The organism is uncultured Allofournierella sp. (assembly GCA_944382705.1).
Taxonomy (GTDB): Bacteria; Bacillota; Clostridia; order Oscillospirales; family Ruminococcaceae; genus Allofournierella.
In genome coordinates, this window is record CALWNE010000053.1 from 25,853 (window position 1) to 43,405 (window position 17,553).

General features: G+C 58.0%; 18 protein-coding genes and 1 other annotated feature (1 of these 19 running past the window's edge). Of the genes, 14 read left to right on the forward strand and 4 right to left on the reverse strand.

Annotated elements, in window-relative coordinates:
* Window positions 1-164 (reverse strand) — a binding site (T-box leader) (it extends 74 nt beyond the left edge of the window).
* A 141-nt stretch (window positions 165-305) separates the two neighbouring features.
* Together acpS and ACH2EM_RS07970 are read left to right on the forward strand one after the other, a co-directional pair.
* A complete protein-coding gene (acpS, locus tag ACH2EM_RS07965; RefSeq protein ID WP_395151655.1) occupies window positions 306-683 on the forward strand; it encodes a holo-ACP synthase in 378 nt (125 codons plus the stop codon).
* A gap of 169 nt (window positions 684-852) precedes the next feature.
* Window positions 853-1,206 (forward strand): type II toxin-antitoxin system PemK/MazF family toxin, encoded by a 354-nt coding sequence (locus ACH2EM_RS07970; protein WP_395151657.1) that lies wholly within the window; start codon window positions 853-855, stop codon window positions 1,204-1,206.
* Between the two features lie 247 nt (window positions 1,207-1,453).
* On the opposite strand, the gene murC is transcribed toward ACH2EM_RS07970, so the two are convergent.
* A complete protein-coding gene (gene murC / locus ACH2EM_RS07975) occupies window positions 1,454-2,827 on the reverse strand; it encodes a UDP-N-acetylmuramate--L-alanine ligase (protein ID WP_395151659.1) in 1,374 nt (457 codons plus the stop codon).
* A gap of 221 nt (window positions 2,828-3,048) precedes the next feature.
* Between murC and ACH2EM_RS07980 the strand changes: the two genes are divergently transcribed.
* The gene (locus ACH2EM_RS07980; RefSeq protein ID WP_395151661.1) at window positions 3,049-3,843 is read left to right on the forward strand and encodes an NAD(P)-dependent oxidoreductase; all 795 of its coding nucleotides are present in this window, start codon (window positions 3,049-3,051) and stop codon (window positions 3,841-3,843) included.
* A 3-nt stretch (window positions 3,844-3,846) separates the two neighbouring features.
* Window positions 3,847-4,422: a dipicolinate synthase subunit B gene (locus ACH2EM_RS07985; RefSeq protein WP_395151663.1), complete on the forward strand. Its 576-nt coding sequence runs from the start codon at window positions 3,847-3,849 to the stop codon at window positions 4,420-4,422.
* Here the strand turns inward: ACH2EM_RS07985 and ACH2EM_RS07990 are convergent.
* Entirely contained in the window at window positions 4,419-5,015 is a 597-nt protein-coding gene (locus tag ACH2EM_RS07990) for a 5-formyltetrahydrofolate cyclo-ligase (protein ID WP_395151665.1), read from the reverse strand. The genes ACH2EM_RS07985 and ACH2EM_RS07990 overlap by 4 nt on opposite strands.
* A gap of 184 nt (window positions 5,016-5,199) precedes the next feature.
* On the opposite strand from ACH2EM_RS07990, the gene ACH2EM_RS07995 reads away from it, so the two are divergent.
* The 7 genes from ACH2EM_RS07995 to ACH2EM_RS08025 all read left to right on the forward strand — a co-directional run bounded on the left by ACH2EM_RS07995 (window position 5,200) and on the right by ACH2EM_RS08025 (window position 13,265).
* Entirely contained in the window at window positions 5,200-6,645 is a 1,446-nt protein-coding gene (locus ACH2EM_RS07995) for a D-alanyl-D-alanine carboxypeptidase family protein (RefSeq protein WP_395151667.1), read from the forward strand.
* 211 nt (window positions 6,646-6,856) lie between these two features.
* Complete coding sequence (rfbC, locus tag ACH2EM_RS08000) at window positions 6,857-7,423, forward strand: dTDP-4-dehydrorhamnose 3,5-epimerase (RefSeq protein WP_395151669.1); 567 nt, start codon at window positions 6,857-6,859, stop codon at window positions 7,421-7,423.
* 11 nt (window positions 7,424-7,434) lie between these two features.
* Window positions 7,435-8,229 (forward strand): ABC transporter permease, encoded by a 795-nt coding sequence (locus ACH2EM_RS08005; RefSeq protein ID WP_395151671.1) that lies wholly within the window; start codon window positions 7,435-7,437, stop codon window positions 8,227-8,229.
* 16 nt (window positions 8,230-8,245) lie between these two features.
* Window positions 8,246-8,980: an ABC transporter ATP-binding protein gene (locus ACH2EM_RS08010; RefSeq protein WP_395151673.1), complete on the forward strand. Its 735-nt coding sequence runs from the start codon at window positions 8,246-8,248 to the stop codon at window positions 8,978-8,980.
* A gap of 126 nt (window positions 8,981-9,106) precedes the next feature.
* Window positions 9,107-11,053 (forward strand): glycosyltransferase family 2 protein, encoded by a 1,947-nt coding sequence (locus ACH2EM_RS08015; RefSeq protein ID WP_395151675.1) that lies wholly within the window; start codon window positions 9,107-9,109, stop codon window positions 11,051-11,053.
* Between the two features lie 37 nt (window positions 11,054-11,090).
* Window positions 11,091-12,959 (forward strand): glycosyltransferase, encoded by a 1,869-nt coding sequence (locus tag ACH2EM_RS08020; RefSeq protein WP_395151677.1) that lies wholly within the window; start codon window positions 11,091-11,093, stop codon window positions 12,957-12,959.
* A gap of 27 nt (window positions 12,960-12,986) precedes the next feature.
* Window positions 12,987-13,265: a GNAT family N-acetyltransferase gene (locus ACH2EM_RS08025; protein ID WP_395151679.1), complete on the forward strand. Its 279-nt coding sequence runs from the start codon at window positions 12,987-12,989 to the stop codon at window positions 13,263-13,265.
* 137 nt (window positions 13,266-13,402) lie between these two features.
* On the opposite strand, the gene ACH2EM_RS08030 is transcribed toward ACH2EM_RS08025, so the two are convergent.
* Entirely contained in the window at window positions 13,403-14,161 is a 759-nt protein-coding gene (locus ACH2EM_RS08030) for a flavin reductase family protein (protein ID WP_395151681.1), read from the reverse strand.
* Window positions 14,162-14,184: 23 nt separating this feature from the next.
* The gene (locus ACH2EM_RS08035; RefSeq protein WP_395151683.1) at window positions 14,185-14,889 is read right to left on the reverse strand and encodes a Crp/Fnr family transcriptional regulator; all 705 of its coding nucleotides are present in this window, start codon (window positions 14,887-14,889) and stop codon (window positions 14,185-14,187) included.
* 153 nt (window positions 14,890-15,042) lie between these two features.
* On the opposite strand from ACH2EM_RS08035, the gene ACH2EM_RS08040 reads away from it, so the two are divergent.
* The 3 genes from ACH2EM_RS08040 to ACH2EM_RS08050 are packed head-to-tail and all read left to right on the forward strand — an operon-like array spanning window position 15,043 to window position 17,418.
* Entirely contained in the window at window positions 15,043-16,110 is a 1,068-nt protein-coding gene (locus tag ACH2EM_RS08040; protein ID WP_395151685.1) for an ABC transporter substrate-binding protein, read from the forward strand.
* Window positions 16,085-16,855, forward strand: a complete 771-nt coding sequence (locus ACH2EM_RS08045; protein WP_395151687.1) for an ABC transporter permease — start codon at window positions 16,085-16,087, stop codon at window positions 16,853-16,855. The genes ACH2EM_RS08040 and ACH2EM_RS08045 overlap by 26 nt, the downstream gene beginning before the upstream one ends.
* Window positions 16,852-17,418 carry an ATP-binding cassette domain-containing protein gene (locus tag ACH2EM_RS08050; RefSeq protein ID WP_395151689.1) on the forward strand — a complete coding sequence of 189 codons (567 nt, stop codon included), beginning with the start codon at window positions 16,852-16,854 and terminating at the stop codon, window positions 17,416-17,418. Before ACH2EM_RS08045 ends, ACH2EM_RS08050 begins: the two co-directional genes overlap by 4 nt.
* Window positions 17,419-17,553 lie beyond the last annotated feature (135 nt).

Consider the following 17,553-nt stretch of genomic DNA (forward strand, 5'->3'; position numbering starts at 1 on the left):
CGTTAACGGGGGAAACCGTCCCGGCCTAATGGGTGCACACACCGTTCAGCCCGGCCACTCGGGAGGGAACTTCGCACAGCGGCGTTGCCGTAAGGCCCTTACAGCCAAGGGGGCCTTTTCTCTTGCCGGGGCAGCTGGTTACTTTTCTCCGTCAAAGTGTTTGAACAAGCCCGATTATACCATGCACCCGGCGGGAATGCAACCGTTTTGCCCGGTGCAGGAGCCAAAAAAATACCCGGCCCACTGCCGAAAGCTGCCCGGATGTGGTAAGATAAAGCAAAAGCCAAAAAGCAAGGAGAATTGCCATGATACAGGGCATCGGTACCGATGTGGTGCAAATTGACCGAATGGAAAAAAGCCTGGCCAGCCTGGCCTTCTGGCGCAGGGTGTTTGGCCCCCAGGAGCGGCAATGGCTTGAGCAGCTGGCACCCAGCCGCCAAAAGCAGAGTGCAGCCGCTAATTTTGCTGCCAAGGAAGCCTTTTTAAAGGCTATTGGAACCGGCATTGGCGGGTTTGAGCTGGGGGAGATTCAGGTGCTGCGCCAGCCCAGCGGCGCACCCTGCTTTGCACTGCTGGGGCAGGCGGCCCAGTGGGCACAGGAACAAAAGGTACAGGCCTACCTGAGCCTGGCCCATGATGGGGGCATTGCCCAGGCCTTTGTAATTTTGGAGCGGCAGGACTGAACCAGAGCAAAAAATGAAAGTTTTTGGCAGGCGGTTTGAACTGCCTGCGCCCCGGTCATACTACCACCACAACAACAAAACACCCACCGCCCCGCAGGGGGCCACATAGGGCCGCACACCGGCTCGTCCTGGGGCATGGGCCGAAAGTATAGTGGAGGGAGTACAGACCATGGAAGTGCATAGAGGAGAAGTATTTTACGCAGATTTGAGCCCTGTGGTGGGCTCGGAGCAGGGCGGCATCCGGCCGGTGCTCATTTTGCAGAACGATGTGGGCAACCGGTACAGCCCCACCGTGATTGCAGCTGCCATTACATCCAAAAAAGATAAAACCAACCTGCCCACCCACATTGGGCTGGAAGCAAAAAGCTGCGGTCTGCGCCAAAACAGCATTGTGCTGCTGGAGCAGATTCGCACTCTGGATAAACGCCGCCTGCGGGAGAAGGCCGGCTGCCTTACCCCCCAGGACCAAAGCCGGGTGGACCAGGCCCTGCGGGTGAGTGTGGGGCTGGTGCCCATGCAGTAACGCTCCGCTGCCTGCCAGCCCGGCAGGCAAAACATTCCCCATTCTTTCATCTCAAAGCAAAGCCCCCAGCCAGTGGACCTGTTGCCGCTGGCTGGGGGCTTTTTGGTTTATCAAACATTCGGCTCACGCCGGGGCGTGCAAAGCAAACCCCACAAGCCGGAATCCATAGTTCCAAAAGAAAACCGGAACCGCAGCGGATGGGGCAACGGGCGGTTTTCCACCACAAGAGTCTGCCGGTGTGGAAAACTTATTTCAGCATCATGTGGGCCGCCTTGTATACATCGCCGCAGCCCATGGTGAGCACCAGGTCGCCGGGCTGGGCGTGCTGGCGCACATAGTCCGCCGCCTGCTGCAAGCCTTCCACCACCACACAGCCGGGGATTTTATCCGCCAGGTCCTGGCTGCAAACGCTGCCATCGTCCACCTCACGGCTGCCCATGATGGGGGTAAGCACTACATGGTCGGCAATTTGCAGCACCTGCGCAAACTCATCCAGCAGTTCCCGGGTGCGGGAGTAGGTGAAGGGCTGGTGCACCGCCCATACCTGGTTGTAGCCCATTTTGGAGGCGGTGTTCAGGGTGGCGGCCACCTCGGTGGGGTGGTGGGCGTAGTCGTCCGCTACGGTTACGCCGTTGAATTCGCCCAAAATTTCAAAGCGGCGGCCTGCACCCTTAAAACTGGCGGCTGCGGCGGCAGCATCCTGGCCAGTCAGACCGCACAGGTGGGCACAGGCAGCCATGGCCAGACCGTTGTAGATGTTGTGGTAGCCGGGGGCACCCAGCTCCAGCTGGGCAAAAACAGCCCCCTGGTGCATTACATCAAAGGCAAAGAAGCCGGGCTTGTATTCCCGGATGTTTTCCGCCCGGAAATCTGCCGGGTTTTGAATGCCAAAGGTGCACACCGGCTGTTTCAGGTCCTTGACCACTTCCAGCACATGGGCATCGTCTCCATTGGCCACTACGGTGTTCTGGGCCAGGGCCACAAAGTCGTGGAAAGCCTTTTTCAGATTGTCCATGCTGCCGTAGTAGTCCAGATGGTCGTTGTCGATGTTCAGCAGCACAGCAATGGCGGGGCTCAGGTGCAGAAAGGTGCTGGCAAATTCGCAGGATTCGATCACAATGGTGCTGCCCCGGCCATTTTTGCCGTAGCCGCCAATCAGCGGCAGCTTGCCGCCAATCACAGCGGCAGGGTCCTGCCCGGCCAGTTCCAGCAGGCTGGTAATCATAGAGGTTGCGGTGGTTTTGCCGTGGGTACCTGCCACGCAGATGCTGTTGGGGTACATCCGGCATACATAGCCCAGCAGCTGGCTGCGCTCGATGGTGGGAATGCCCAGGGCCTTTGCCTCCTGCAGCTCGGCATTTTCGGTGTGGATGGCTGCGGAGTAAATCACCGCATCGGCGCCATGCACCTGCTGGGCCTTGTGGCCCATGTACACGGCAATCCCCATGGCCCGCTCGGCATCCACAATGCTGCCCTCGTTCACATCGCTGCCGGTGATTTCGTAACCCCGGTCCCGGAGAATCTGCACCAGGGGGAACATACCGCTGCCGCCAATGCCCACAAAATGCAGTCGCTTTGCGTGTTTTAGTACATCGGAGCTCAATGTTTCGTTCAAATCCATGTTTCGTTACCTCGGTTTCTTAGTGGGGTGGGCACAAGGCCCCGAATCGTTGTTTATTATTATATAATCTTTGCCCGGCAAAATAAACAGATTTACGGGATTTTTTGCCCTGCCTTGGGGTTTCACCATTCACAGGCGGGGGGCATACCATAACACGAGCGGCCGGTGCCTGTTATCTGCGGGAAAGGCCGCATCCCATTTAAACGGGAGGGAGGAACAAGATGAATGAATCAACCATGTGCATTTTTGCGGTAATTGGGCAGGATGCCCGCCAGCAGGCAGCTGCCGCCTGGCTGGAGAAGCAGGGCTGTGTGGTGGTGCCTGCCAGCGGGCTGCATAAGGCACAGTATGCGCTGCTGCCCATGCCCCTTTCCAGCCATCGGGAAGCCTTTGCCCAGCTTTTGCAGCAGGCGGTGCCGGGGCTGGTGGCCTTTGCAGGCAAGGTCTCTGACGAGGCAAGGGATGCCGCCCGGGAAGCAAATCTGGAACTGTACGATTATCTGGACCGGGAGGAGCTGGCGTTGCTGAATGCCATTCCCACCGCAGAGGGCTGCATTGCCCTGCTGCTGCAAAACCGAACCCGTACCCTTTGGCATAGCCCTGTGCTGGTGCTGGGGTATGGCCGCTGCGCCCAGGCACTGGCCCAGCGTCTGAATGGGCTGGGGGCCTATGTAACGGTGGCGGTGCGCAGCAGTGCCCAGCGTGCGCTGGCCCAGTCTCAGGGGTGCAGGGTGCTGGAGCTAAGCCAGCTGGAACCGGCCCTGCACTCCTTTGATACGGTGGTAAACACCATACCTGCCCAGGTTTTGGGGGCGGCTCAGCTGGACCAGATGGCCACCGGCACCCTGGTGGTGGATTTGGCCAGCCTGCCCGGCGGGGTGGATCTGGAGGCCGCCCGGCAGAGGGGCATCCATGCCATTCGGGCCTTGAGCCTGCCTGCCCGCTGTGCGCCGGATACCGCCGGTGAATTTGTGGCCAGAACGGTGCTGGCTATCTTGCAAGAAAGAGGGGAATAAACAATGGAACAACGAACCATCGTGTGGGGGCTGTGCGGCAGCTTTTGCACCTTTGGGCAGATTTTGCCCCGCATCGAAGCAGCTGTCCAGCGGGGCAGCCAGGTCATTCCGATTATGAGCTTTAACGCTGCCAGCATGGATACCCGGTTTGGCAGGGCACAGGAATGGAAGGAACGGCTGGAACTGGCCACCGGCTGCCGCCCGCTGGAAACGCTCCAGCAGGCAGAACCCCTTGGCCCCAAGGAGCTGGCACAGGCCATGGTGATTGCCCCCTGCACCGGCAATACCCTGGCAAAGCTGGCGGCAGGCATCAGCGATACACCGGTTACGCTGGCAGCAAAAAGTATGCTGCGCAACGGCAAACCGGTGGTGCTGGCCATTTCCACCAACGATGCACTGCTGGGCAGCCTGCAAAATCTGGCCACCCTGCTGGCCCGCAAGCACTTTTATGTGGTTCCCTTTGCACAGGATGATTACCTGCGCAAGCCCTACAGTATGCAAAGCGACTTTGATTTGATTGAGGATACCCTGGAAAGTGCGCTCCGGGGCCGCCAGCTGGGGCCGCTGCTGAATGTTTAATATTTAGTCGAGCACTGTGTGCCGGGCATGGCTAAAATCTGCTGCTGGGTTACAACCCCGTCACAGGGATGGTCCAGTGGAGTAACCGGCAGCTGGGGCTGCACCAGCTCCTGGGGGCAGAGCACCAATACCGGGCAGCAGCACCGGGTCAGAAAGCGGTCGTAATAGCCGCCCCCCTGGCCCAGCCGCTGGCCGGTGGTGCTGGCCATCAGGCAGGGGGCAATCACAAGGTCCAGCTGCTGTGGGTCTGCTGCTGGCAGGGCAGCCGCCGGCTCCCACAAGCCCAGAGGGGTGGGAGCCAGCTGCTCCAGAGTTTGAATCGGTACCGCATCCATCTGGCCCGGATGCTGGCCCAGCCGGGGTACACAGAGTGTTTTGCCCTGGCTCAGTGCCGCTTGCAGCAGGGGATTGGTGTCCGGCTCTTTGGAGGTACTCACAAAGCAAAAGATGGTGCGGGCGGTGCGCCAGCAGTGCAGGGCTGTAATCTGCCGGGCCATGGCCTGACCCCATTTTGCTCCTTGAGAGGGGCCGTTCAGGCTTAAAAAAGCCCTTGCAGTGCGGCGCAGTTCCTGTTTTGATGGGATAGAACACATAGGAAAACCTCCTTTTTTGAAAAAAAACGCCTTGCAGTTACTATACCATGAAGTAGCGGAACCTGTGTAAATTTTGTGGCGGTATTGAATGGCGGCAAAACTCTACGCTATAATAAAATTGCACTGGTTTGGCCTTGAGCCAAGTACAGTGGCCAAATTGCGAGAAAAAACGAGGACAAGTGTGTTGAAAAAACCATTAACGATATGCATCATAGCCCTGACATTGGCCTGGGTGATGGCTCCCTTTGCCGCTGCCCAGGAATTGCCGGAGGTTACCTGTGAAGCCTATGTGGTAATGGATGCGGATACCGGCCAGGTTATTATGGAGAAAAATCCCGACCAGATGATGTACCCGGCCTCCATTACCAAAATTATGACGCTGGCACTGGCCATGGAAAAAGCCCAGGGAGATTGGAGCGAACAGCGCACCATCAGCCAGGAGGTGACCACCAGCCTGGAGCAGGGTTCCTCCCACATAGCGCTGCTTCCCGGCGAGGTGATAAGCCTGCAGGATTTGATTTACGGCACCCAGCTGGAAAGTGCCAACGATGGAGCCAATGCGCTGGCAGAGTATATCAGCGACGATGATACCATCCAGGGCGGAGTGGACAAGATGAACCAAAAAGCCCAGCAGCTGGGCCTGACCAATACCCACTATATGAACCCCCATGGCCTGCACGATGCCCAGCACTACACCACCGCCCGGGACATGGCAAACCTGACCCGCTGGGCACTCAGCGTGCCGGGATTTTTGGAGGTGTTCAGCCGCAAGGAGTCCTGGCCCATGGAGGCCACCAATATGCAGCCGGCCCGCACCTTCTGGTGTGCAGACCTTATGCGGGTGGGCGGGGCCACCTACTACCGGGACTATGTGGTAGGGTCCAAAACAGGTTACCATGACCAGGCGGGCCACACCCTGGTGACCTACGCCCAGCAGGACGGCATAAACCTGATTTCCGTTGTGCTGAAATCCGCCGCCACCAAGGTGCATTTTTTGGATACAGCGGCTTTGCTGGATTATGCCTTTGCCCATTACAGCCGGGTGGAGCTGGCAGCTCCCGCCGAAACGCTCAGCGTGCCCCTGATGGGGGGCGGCGAAACCGCCCTGGGCAACCTTACCCTCACGCCGGCAGGTGCTTCGGCCCTGCTGAGCGATGCCTTTACAGCACAGGATGTAACGGTAGAATATGCGGTGCCGGAACACTACCTGCTGGGGCAGGGGTTTAAGGCGCAGATTTTGTACAAGCTGCCAGAAAGCAACGGGATTCAGCCCAGCCTGGTTGCGGCAGTGGATATGAAGGTAAGCGGGTTGGCGGCACTGCTGGAGGCCAACACCCAGCTGGTGGAGGCCAAAGCCTACCTGGATCCGCTGGTGTGGAAGGTGGGCCTGGGGGCAGGTATGGCAGTGCTGGCGGCAATTGTTGCGGCAGCTGCTGCAGGGTTAAAACGCAAGGGCGGTGCTGCGGCGGTGGCACGGCAAAAGGCCAGCCAGAACCAGCAGGAAAGCTGGCTGCCGGACAGCCCCTTTGTGGTCTACCAGCCCAGCCCCCGGTGGGAGCAGCGCACCAACCGTACCGGTGGGCAGATTCGCCGCAGGCCCGGCCAGAACAACCAGCTGCCCCGGCGGTAATACAGCCCGCTTGGCAGCAGCCGTTCTGGCAAAGACTTTGCCGGCCCAATTCCCTGTAAGATAGTAAGTGTTGCGCTTTTGAAACAGATACGGTACAATATACCCTGGAACTTTATCGGAAGGGCAACCCGGCGGCCTTTGCTGTGCAATGCCAATGGGTTTGCCAACAGAATCAGGATGGATGACCGTCTAAAATAAAGGAGCGTTCTGCATGGGAAAATTCAATTTTATTCAAACCGAGCTGCCGGGCGTTGTAATCGTGGAGCCCACAGTCTTTGGTGACGCACGCGGCTATTTTATGGAAACCTTCCAAAAGGAGGAGTTTGCCGCTGCCGGCATTGCGGATGAATTCGTGCAGGACAACCAGTCCAGCTCCACCCGTGGCGTGCTGCGGGGGCTGCATTTCCAGACCGAGCACACCCAGGGCAAGCTGGTGCGTGTGGTAAAGGGCGAGGTGTTTGATGTGGCGGTGGATTGCCGCCCCGGCAGCGCCACCTTTGGCAAATGGGTGGGCGTGGTGCTGAGTGCCGAAAACAAAAAGCAGTTCTATGTGCCCAAGGGCTTTGCCCACGGTTTTTTGGTGCTGAGCGATGAGGCCGAATTCTGCTACAAATGCACCGATTACTACACCCCCAGTGCAGAGGGCGGCATCCCCTACAACGATCCCACGGTGGGCATTCAGTGGCCGGATTGCGGCTGTGAGTACCGCCTGAGCGAGAAGGATGGCAAGCACACCCCCTTTGCCCAGCAGTCCTTTGACTGCTTTAAGGATATGTGAGGGTGCAGGGTATGTTAAAAGCTACGATGCAGGATTTTTTTAAATATCGGTACCTGCTGTACAACCTGATTAGCCGGGATTTTAAGCTGAAATATCGCCGTAGCGTGCTGGGTGTGGCCTGGAGTGTGCTTAACCCGCTGCTGATGTGCGGTGTAATGTTTGTGATTTTTGGCTCCCTGATGCCCCAGTTCCGGGGCAGCGGCATCGAAAATTACGCCGTTTACCTGGTAATTGGCCAGTTGCTGTTTAACTTCTTCCGGGACTCCACCACCATGGCCATGTCCAGCATCATGAACAATGCCATGCTGCTGCGCAAGGTGTATATCCCCAAGTATATTTTTCCCCTGCAAAAGGTCTGCTTTGGGCTGGTGAACTGCCTGTTCAGCTTTATTGCGCTGATTCTGGTGATGATTTTTACCGGCGCCCCCCTGCACTGGACCATCCTACTGGGGGCTTACCCTCTGCTGATGCTGGCTGTTTTCAGCCTGGGCGTGGGCATGGTGCTTTCATCCTTAACCGTGTTCTTTCGGGATGTGATGCACCTGTGGGAGGTGTTCACCACCGTGCTGATGTGGTTTTCGGCAATTTTTTACACCCCTGAGCAATTTGGTAATCCGCTGCTGGTAAAGCTGATTAACCTAAATCCCATTTATCAGTACATTCATGCCTTCCGCTGCACCGTCATGGATGGCCAGCTTTTAAGCCTGGGCCAGATTGTGGTGTGCGCTGTGTGGGCGTTGGCCATGATGGCCCTGGGTGTTCTGGTATTCAAAAAAACCCAGGACAGCTTTGTGCTGTATATGTAAAGGAGGCGCAGGAAAGATGGCACCCATGATTCAGGTGGAAAATGTATCCATGCGCTTTAACCTTGCCAAAGAAAAAAGCGAAAGCCTGAAAGAATACTTTTTGCAGCTGGTACAGGGAAAGCTGCAATTTGACGAATTTTATGCCCTGAAGGATGTAAGCCTGACGGTGGAACCGGGAGACTTTTACGGTTTGGTGGGCCTGAACGGCAGCGGAAAATCCACCCTGCTGAAGGTAATTTCCGGCGTATACAAGCCCACAGCGGGGCGCTGCCGGGTAAATGGCACCGTGGCCCCCCTCATTGAGCTGGGTGCCGGGTTCGATATGGACCTTACCGCACGGGAAAACATCTACCTGAATGGCACCGTGCTGGGCTTTAGCCCCAAATACCTGGACGAACACTTTGACGAGATTGTGGAGTTCAGCGAATTACAGGACTTTTTGGATGTTCCCCTCAAGAATTATTCCAGCGGTATGGTGGCCCGTCTGGCCTTTGCTGTGGCCACCATTACCAAACCGGATATTTTGATTGCGGACGAAATTTTGTCCGTAGGCGACTTTTTATTCCAGGAAAAATGCGAAAAGCGGATGCAAAAGCTGCTGAGCGGCGGCACTACCGTGATTTTGGTAAGCCACTCCATCGACCAAATCGAGCGGATGTGCAACAAGGTGGCATGGCTGGAGCATGGCCGCATCAAAATGGATGGCCCGGTGCAGCAGGTGTGCGATGCCTACAAGCAGACCACCCGCTGACCGGATGAACAATAACTGCAAACAAACAGCCGCACCGTAAACAAAACGCTTGTTAGCCGGTGCGGCTTTGTGCAATTTTAGCCCCATGCATCAGGATGGCGGGGCAAAGAGAGGAATCATAAACCAATGGCAGAGCAAAAACAAGCTTCGTTCCCCCCGCAGGAACAACCCAATGAGGCAGTGAAAGCCGCCCAAAGCAGCCAGGAGCAGCAGGAACAGACCGCTGCCAAGCCCCCCAAAAGAGACAGCATTCCCGGTATGGTACTGCGCATGCTGAACCCGCTCCATCTTGCCAAGGTGGCAGGCTGGTGCACCCAGACCCTGCGGGAGGATGGCATGGAGGGACTGCGCCGGGAAATTAAGTTCCGGGTGGACCTTGCCACCGGCCGGGATGGCTGGGAGTACCGGGCGGATGTGCCCAGCAAACGGGAACTGAAGCGCCAGCGAAGCCAGGGTGTGCCGGGCGGCCCCCTCATCAGTGTGGTGGTGCCCCTGTACAACACCCCGCTGCCCTTTTTGCGCCAGATGATGCACAGCGTGCAGAACCAAAGCTACCGGAACTGGCAGCTGGTATTAGCCGATGCCTCGGACAGCCAGCACCAGGAACAGGTGATGCAGCAGGTGCTGCGGCTGGCCAAAGAGGACAAGCGCATTGTGTACCACAGGCTGGAGCAGAACCAGGGCATTGCTCAAAACACCAATCAGGCCCTGGCCCGGGCAAAGGGCGATTGGTTTGTACTGCTGGATCACGACGATGTGCTCTATCTGAACGCCCTGTATATGGTGGCACAGCAGGCGGTGCAGGGGGCGGACTTTGTTTATTCCGACGAGATTATTCTTACCGCAGACCTGAAAAATGTGGTCAGCTACCACTTTAAGCCGGATTACTCCCCGGATTATCTGCGGGGCTGCAATTATATCACCCATCTGTCCGCCTTTTCCCGCAGCTTGCTGGAACGGGCAGGGGGCGGACTGCGGCCGGAATTTGACGGCAGCCAGGACCATGACCTGATTCTGCGCCTTACTGAACAGGCCCAAAAAATCGTGCATCTGCCCTATGTGCTCTATATCTGGCGCAGCCATGCAAATTCCACCGCCAGCGGTATGGATGCAAAGCCCTACGCTCTGGCAGCCGGGGAGCGGGCCATTGCCGCACATCTGGAGCGTGCCGGCAGAGCCGGTACCGTGGAGAGTATTCCGGGCAATCCCGGCGCATACCGGGTGCGCTACCAGCTTACCAGTCACCCCCTGGTGAGCATTCTCATTCCCAACAAGGACCATGTGGACGATCTTTCCCGCTGTTTGGAAAGCCTGTACCAGTTTGCAGGGTACAGCCGGTTTGAGGTGATTGTGATTGAAAACAACTCCACCGACCCGGCCACCTTTGCCTACTACGAGGAGGCAAAAAAGAAGTTCTCCTGCCTTCAGGTGGTGCGTTACGAAGGCCCCTTTAATTTTTCGGCCATCAACAACTTTGGCCGCAAGTTTGCAAAGGGCGAACAGCTGCTATTGCTTAACAACGATGTGGAGCTGCTGAGCCCGGACTTTTTGGTGGAGATGCTCATGTACAGCCAGCGGCCGGATGTGGGCTGTGTGGGTGCAAAGCTCTACTACCCGGATGATACCATCCAGCACGCTGGGGTATTTTTGGGCATCAACTCCACGGCGGGCCATAGTCATAAGGGACACCCCCGTGAGTCTGGCGGTGATATGTACCGGCTGGCGGTGCCCCAAAACATGATGGCCGTTACCGGTGCCTGCCTGATGGTAAAGGCGGAACTGTTCGACCGGGTGGGCGGCCTGGACGAGGAAGCCTTTGCGGTGGCCTACAATGATGTGGACCTGGGCCTCAAGCTCTGGAAAATGGGCTATCTGAATGTGTTTACGCCCTTTGCCGAGGCGTATCACCACGAGAGCAAGAGCCGTGGCTCGGACGAGGAAGGCCCCAATGCGGTGCGCTATGCCAGAGAAAAGGCCAATTTTATTAAAGCCTACGGCAGCCTGATGGAACAGGGCGACCCTTATTACAATCGGCATCTGAATTTAAAGTACGAGAACTACGGCCTGCGCTGATAGCGCAAGGCCCCAATCAAATCAAACAGGTGATGGTGTGAATCAGAAGCTCAAACGAATGAAGGAACTGGCCGGGTATGCGGTTCAGCTGGTGCAGCAGGAAGGCCCGGTAACCATGGTGCGCCGGGGTGCCGGCTTTGTGCGCCGCCGGTTTTTTGGCAAGCGGGAACGGTACCTGCCCAAAGCCCAGGTGCTGCAAGCCCAGCGGCAAAATCCCCTGGCTGATGCGCCGGTAATTTCCATCTGTGTGCCGCTGTACAACACACCGCCCCACTTTTTAAGCCAGCTGCTGGACAGTGTGCTCCAGCAAACCAGCGACAGATGGGAGCTTTGCCTGGCGGATGCCTCCGACCCGGCCCACCAGCCCCAGGTCAAGGCGCAGGTAGACCAGGCCATGGCCATTGCAGGGCAAAAAATACGCTATATGCAGGTGCAGAACCTGGGCATCAGCGCCAACACCAACGCAGCGGCCAGCATGGCCACCGGGGACTATCTGGCTCTGGCAGACCATGACGACATCCTGGCACCCCATGCGGTGTATACCATGCAGCAGGCCATTCTGGCTACTGGGGCACAATTTTTGTACAGCGATGAGGCCCTGTTTACCCACAGCATCAAAAAACCGCTGGTGGGCCATTTTAAGCCGGATTACGCACCGGAGTATCTTTTGTGCTGCAACTACATCTGCCATCTGGCGGTGTTCCGGCGGCAGCGGTTTGAGCAGCTGGGGGGCCTGCGGCCGGAATGTGACGGCAGCCAGGACCATGATTTGTTTTTGCGGCTGCTGGAGAACCTGCCCCAAGAGCAGATTGTCCATGTGCCCCAGGTTTTGTATTACTGGCGGGTGCACGGGGGCAGCACCAGCGGCGGCGTGGAAGCAAAGCCCTATGTGGCCAAGGCAGCACAAAAAGCCATTCAGGACCATCTTACCCGCACCGGGCAGCAGGGCCAGGTGGTGCCTGGGCTCTACCCCAGCACCTACAAGGTGGAGTGGGCCATCCAGGGCCAGCCGCTGGTGAGTATTCTGATTCCCAACAAGGACCATGTGCAGGATCTGGAGCAGTGCTTGCATTCGGTGTACCAAAAAAACACCTGGCAGCACTTTGAAGTGATTGTGATTGAAAACAACTCCACAAACCCCGACACCTTTGCATACTATGAAAAAGCAAAGCAGATCTACCCCAATTTGCAGGTGGTGCAGTGGGAGGGGCCCTTCAACTACTCGGCCATCAACAACTTTGGCCGCAGCTTTGCCAAGGGAGAGTATCTACTGCTGCTCAACAACGATGTGGAGGTCATTAACCCGGAATGGCTTACCCAGATGCTCATGCAGGCCAGCCGGCCGGGAGTAGCCATCTGCGGCGCCATGCTGTACTATCCCGATGATACCGTGCAGCACGCTGGCATCATCACCGGATTGGGCGGCTATGCTGGCCACAGCCATAAGTACCGGCCTGCTACCAGCGGCGGCTATATGTTCCGCATGGGCACCGTGCAGGATTTTTCTGCTGTGACGGCTGCCTGCCTGCTGGTGCGCAGCCAGGTATACGATGCAGTGGGCGGCTTGGACGAAGCCTACACCGTGGCTTTTAACGATGTGGATTTCTGCCTGCGGGTACGCCAGGCAGGTTGGCGCATTGTGTGGACCCCTTACGCAAAACTTTACCATTACGAGAGCAAAAGCCGGGGCAGCGACGAAAAGGATCAGGCCAAAAAGGCCCGGTTTGCCCAGGAACAGGCCCGGCTGTACCAGCGGTTTGGGCGGGAACAGCTGATTCGGGACCCGTACTATAACCCCTGCCTGACCTTGGACCGGGAGGATTTTTCTGAAAGTGACGACCTGCGCTGGCTCAAGGAGGCCCGTCTGCCGGATTGGCAGCCAAAGGCTTTTAACCAGCCGCAGTGAATACACCCAGCTAAGAAAGGATGGAGCATGATGGAGTTTCAAGTTTTGGAAAACCGCATTGTTTACACCGATGGTCAGCAGGAGCTGGCCTGCATCACCTATCCGGAAGTAGCCCCCGGCGTGGTGGACATTAACCATACCTTTGTGGACGGCAGCCTGCGGGGCCAGGGCATTGCCGGCCAGCTGATGGAACGCTGTGTGGCCCAGCTGCGGGCCAATGGCTTAAAAACCCGCACCAGCTGCACCTACGCAGCAAACTGGTTTGCAAAGCACCCGGACCAGGCCGACCTGTTGGCACAGGAGTAACTCGTCTGGCCCAGGGGGCTTGCCCTGTATCAGCCGAAAAAAAGAGAGCAGCCCAGCTGGGCTGCTCTCTTTTTTATGTGATGAAACAAAGGCGGCACAACAAACCCTCTCCGGCAGGGGCGGAGCAGGGAAGGCTTTTACCCCCGGCCTCGCCCTGCCTTTTTGGGCTTTGCGGATTTTGCAAATTGGATGCCGGAGTGCTGAGTGCGGCCGGGCTGAGTGCCGCTGTGCTTTTTGGGACGCTTTGTAAAGGAACGCTGGGTGCGTGCCGGAGCGTCCGCCTTTGGCCCCTGAGGGACTCCCTGTGCAGAGGGCTGCCGTTTGCCGCTGGCAGCAGGCTGTTTGCGTACGCTCCAGCCAAAGGTGCCCATGGCCTGGCCCAGCCCATAATATTCGCCATGGGCGTAGGCCAGCAGATCTGCCCGTTCCAGGCAAAGGCGGCCTTTGGGGTCCAGCAAAGACTGGCTTACCTGCACGGCCACAATGTCCGCCAAAAATAAATCATGGGTTCCCAAGGCAATCTGCTGAAATACCTTGCATTCCAGGTTCACCGGGCTTTCCCCCACCAGGGGGCAGCTCACCTGGCTGGCAGCCAAGGGGGTAAGGCCCATCTGAGCGAATTTATCCTCGGTTCGGCCGCTTTTTACGCCGCACCAGTCCACTGCACGGGCCAGGGCGGTGGTGGGCAGATTGACCACAAACTCGCCGCTTTTGCAAATCAGCTCGTAGCTGTACCGGCTGGGCCGCACCGAGATGGAGAGCCGGGGCGGATGGGTGTTGATAATGCCCGCCCAGGCCACCGTAAACACATTAGGGGCTTGCGGGGTGCCGCAGCTTACCAGCACCGGGGGGATAGGCCCCAGCAGTACGCTGCCTTTCCAGATTTCTTTTTCCATGGTTCCTCCCTTGGGAATCTTGCTTATCGCTGGTGCTGGCGCAAAAGTTCCGCCTTGTTCATCAGCTTAAAGCTGTTTTTGTAGGTTTCAATCAGGCCATCTGCCCGCATCCGGGAGATTTCCCGGCAGAGGGCGGTGCGCTCACAGTTCAGGTAATCGGCCAGGCCGGAGCGGGTAAAGGGAATGGTAAAGGTATCGGCCCCGGCCAGCTGGGCTTGCTCCAGCAGGTAGGCGCACAGCTTGGCCCGAAGGGTTTTCAAAATCAGTAAATCTACCCGCCGATTCAACGCAAAGTATTTTTCTGACAGGGTTTTAGCCCAGTTTTGCAGCAGCTTTAGGTGGTACGGGTGCATCTCTGGGCGGGGGTTGAGCAGCTGCTGGGTGGGCAAAAGCAGGATGGTGCAGCCGGTACAGGCCACAATGGTAACAGGGCTTTTTGTGTCCGACCCGGAAAGTACATCCCCAAACAGGCTGCCGGGCTCCAGCCGGGTAATGGCTACGCTGGCCCCCTCTGGCGTGCCCTTCACAGCTTCCAGGCTGCCGGTGAGCACCACACCCATCTGCTGCACCGCATAACCGGCCAGCTGCACAATTTCCCCCTTGGCAAAGCTGCGAACATTGGGCTGAAAGCATTCCAGCACCTGCGCAAGCTCCTGGTGACTCAGCCCCTGAAACAGGCTGGTGCCAAGCAGCAGGGGGAAAAAATCGGTTAAAAGTGCATTGCCCATAAGCGGCCTCCCTATGCAGCTGAGTTGCTGCTGCAACAGTATGATTTCCCTTATTATAGTAAAATGAAACCGAAAACGCAACCCGTACCGGGCAAGGGGGAACAGCGACCCCGGCCAGGGAGGGCAATATAAAACAAAAGAGGAGAATCAATCATGATGAAGCGTATTGTAAGCCTGGCAACCGCCCTGGCTCTGGCTCTGAGCCTGGCTGCTTGCACCAGTTCTGGCAGCAGCTCTGTATCTGTAACCAGCACCAACTCCGCCAGCCAGCCCAGCAGTGTGTCCGCCAGTGTATCTGCCAGCCAGGATGAGAGTATTCCTGTAAGCCAGACCCTGGTGCGTGCCGCTGGCCTGAAGGGCCCCACCACCATGGGCATGGTAAAGCTGATGGACGACCAGGCTGCTTTGGAAACCCCTGCCTACCAGGTGGAGATGTACGGCAGTGCCGACGAGATTGTACCGCTGCTCACCAAGGGCGAGCTGGACATGGCCGCTATCCCTGCAAACCTGGCTGCCACCCTGTACCAGAAAACCAACGGCGCAGTGCAGGTGGCTGCGGTAAATACCCTGGGTGTGCTGTATGTAGTAACCACCGGCCAGCCGGTGGAAAGCATTGCAGACCTGGCCGGCAAAACCATTTATTCCACCGGTAAGGGCACTACCCCGGAGTATGTGCTGAACTATCTGCTGACCCAGAACGGTCTGGACCCCCAGAAGGATGTGACCGTGGAATACAAGAGTGAGGCCACCGAGGTGCTGGCTACCCTGCAAGCTGCCAGCGGCGATGCTGTGGCCGTGCTGCCCCAGCCCTATGTAACTGCCGCCCAGGCCCAGGTGGAGGGCTTGACCGTGGCGCTGGACCTGACCCAGGAGTGGAACAAGGTAAACCAGGACAGCCAGCTCATCACCGGTGTGCTGGTGGTGCGCACCGAATTTGCCCAGCAGAACCCTGAGGCTGTAACCAGCTTTTTGCAGGATTACAAGAACAGCATCCAGTGGGTGAACCAGAATACTGCCGAGGCTGCCGAGCTGATTGCACAGGCCGGCATTGTGGCAAAGGCTCCCCTGGCCCAGAAGGCCCTGCCTGCCTGCAATCTGGTGTACATGGATGGTGCCGAGATGAAACAGGCCCTCAGCGGTTACCTGGAGGTTCTGTTCAACCAGTCTGCCGATTCGGTGGGCGGTGCCCTGCCCGATGACGCCTTCTACTATGGCGCATAAGGGCCGGCTCAAGCAACTGGGGGCGGTGGTGTTCTGGCTGCTGGTATGGCAGCTGGGGGCCGCCGCCCTGAACCAGAGCTTTTTACTGGCTTCGCCCCTGCAAACCCTGGCTGCCCTGCTGCGTCTTGCAGGCAGCTGGGCGTTTTGGCACCGGGTGGGGTTTAGTGCCCTGCGCATTCTGGTGGGCTTTGCCGCCGCTGCCGGGGTGGGCTGCCTGCTGGCTGCGCTCAGTGCCGCTGTCCAGCTGGCGCAGGCTCTGGTTTCGCCCCTGATGCAGCTGATGAAGGCTGTGCCGGTGGCTAGTTTTATTATTTTGGCCTTGCTTTGGGTGCGCAGCAGCAATCTGTGCACCCTTATTGCCTTTTTAATGGTGCTGCCGGTGGTGTATACGGCGGTGCTGCAAGGCATCAAAAGCACCGACGCCCAGCTGCTGGAGATGGCCCAGGTCTTTCGGATTCCCTGGCAAAGGGCCTTGGGGGCCATCTGGCTGCCCCAGGTGTGGCCCTATTTTGTGCAAAGCTGCACCGTGGGCATGGGCCTTGCCTGGAAAAGCGGCATTGCTGCCGAGGTGATTGGCCTGCCCTCCGGCAGCCTGGGCGAAGCCCTCTATCAGGCAAAGCTGTATCTGGAAACAGGGGAGCTGTTTGCCTGCACGGTGGTGATTGTGGCGGCAAGCACCCTGTGTGAGCGGTTGTTTTTGCGGCTTTTGGCCTGGCTGGGCCGCAGATGGGAGGTGCAGCCATGAAAGCCATGCTAACCCATGTAAGCAAGCAATACCAAGGGGTGCCGGTGCTCAGGGATGTTACCCTCACCCTGGAGGGCACCACGGTGCTGATGGCCCCCTCAGGCCGGGGCAAAACGACTCTGGCCCGGCTGCTGCTGGGGCTGGAACAGCCCGACGAGGGCAGGGTGGAGTGCACCGGTCATCTGGTGGCTCAGTTTCAGGAAGATCGGCTCTGCCCGCAGCTTTCGGCGGTGCAGAATGTGGCGCTGGCTGCTGCCCAGTGCAGCCTTGACCAGATTGTGCAAGCCTTGCAGCAGCTGGGGCTGAACCAGCAGGATCTGCACAAGCAGGCAGCCCAGCTTTCTGGCGGGCAGGCGCGCCGGGTGGCGCTGGCCCGGGCGCTGCTGGCCCCTGGGGATGGAATCATTCTGGATGAGCCATTCAAGGGCCTGGACGAAACCACCCGGCAAAAAGCCATCCGCTGGGTGCAGGATACGCTGCAAGGCCGCTGGCTGCTGCTGATTACCCACGACCAGCAGGAAGCCGCTGCCTTTGGCGGCGTTTGCCTGCGCTGGAATCCTTAAAACCAACAAAACCATACAATTTGCCCAAAAGATGCAAATTGTATGGTTTTGCTTTTTGTAAAATTGCTTGTAAGCTGCTGGCAAAGGGGGTATAATAAAAGCAAGTAAAGGATGTGCAGATTTTTTGCAAAGCCT

What these genes read in the sequence shown, in the direction of transcription:
- ACH2EM_RS08040 (WP_395151685.1), top strand. Translation starts at nt 15,043, where the DNA reads ATGATGAAGCGTATTGTAAGCCTGGCAACCGCCCTGGCTCTGGCTCTG.
- ACH2EM_RS08045 (WP_395151687.1), top strand. Translation starts at nt 16,085, where the DNA reads ATGACGCCTTCTACTATGGCGCATAAGGGCCGGCTCAAGCAACTGGGG.
- ACH2EM_RS07990 (WP_395151665.1), bottom strand. Translation starts at nt 5,015, where the DNA reads ATGTGTTCTATCCCATCAAAACAGGAACTGCGCCGCACTGCAAGGGCT.
- acpS (WP_395151655.1), top strand. Translation starts at nt 306, where the DNA reads ATGATACAGGGCATCGGTACCGATGTGGTGCAAATTGACCGAATGGAA.
- ACH2EM_RS07970 (WP_395151657.1), top strand. Translation starts at nt 853, where the DNA reads ATGGAAGTGCATAGAGGAGAAGTATTTTACGCAGATTTGAGCCCTGTG.
- ACH2EM_RS08015 (WP_395151675.1), top strand. Translation starts at nt 9,107, where the DNA reads ATGGCAGAGCAAAAACAAGCTTCGTTCCCCCCGCAGGAACAACCCAAT.
- ACH2EM_RS08035 (WP_395151683.1), bottom strand. Translation starts at nt 14,889, where the DNA reads ATGGGCAATGCACTTTTAACCGATTTTTTCCCCCTGCTGCTTGGCACC.
- ACH2EM_RS08050 (WP_395151689.1), top strand. Translation starts at nt 16,852, where the DNA reads ATGAAAGCCATGCTAACCCATGTAAGCAAGCAATACCAAGGGGTGCCG.
- murC (WP_395151659.1), bottom strand. Translation starts at nt 2,827, where the DNA reads ATGGATTTGAACGAAACATTGAGCTCCGATGTACTAAAACACGCAAAG.
- rfbC (WP_395151669.1), top strand. Translation starts at nt 6,857, where the DNA reads ATGGGAAAATTCAATTTTATTCAAACCGAGCTGCCGGGCGTTGTAATC.
- ACH2EM_RS08030 (WP_395151681.1), bottom strand. Translation starts at nt 14,161, where the DNA reads ATGGAAAAAGAAATCTGGAAAGGCAGCGTACTGCTGGGGCCTATCCCC.
- ACH2EM_RS08005 (WP_395151671.1), top strand. Translation starts at nt 7,435, where the DNA reads ATGTTAAAAGCTACGATGCAGGATTTTTTTAAATATCGGTACCTGCTG.
- ACH2EM_RS08010 (WP_395151673.1), top strand. Translation starts at nt 8,246, where the DNA reads ATGGCACCCATGATTCAGGTGGAAAATGTATCCATGCGCTTTAACCTT.
- ACH2EM_RS08025 (WP_395151679.1), top strand. Translation starts at nt 12,987, where the DNA reads ATGATGGAGTTTCAAGTTTTGGAAAACCGCATTGTTTACACCGATGGT.
- ACH2EM_RS07980 (WP_395151661.1), top strand. Translation starts at nt 3,049, where the DNA reads ATGAATGAATCAACCATGTGCATTTTTGCGGTAATTGGGCAGGATGCC.
- ACH2EM_RS07985 (WP_395151663.1), top strand. Translation starts at nt 3,847, where the DNA reads ATGGAACAACGAACCATCGTGTGGGGGCTGTGCGGCAGCTTTTGCACC.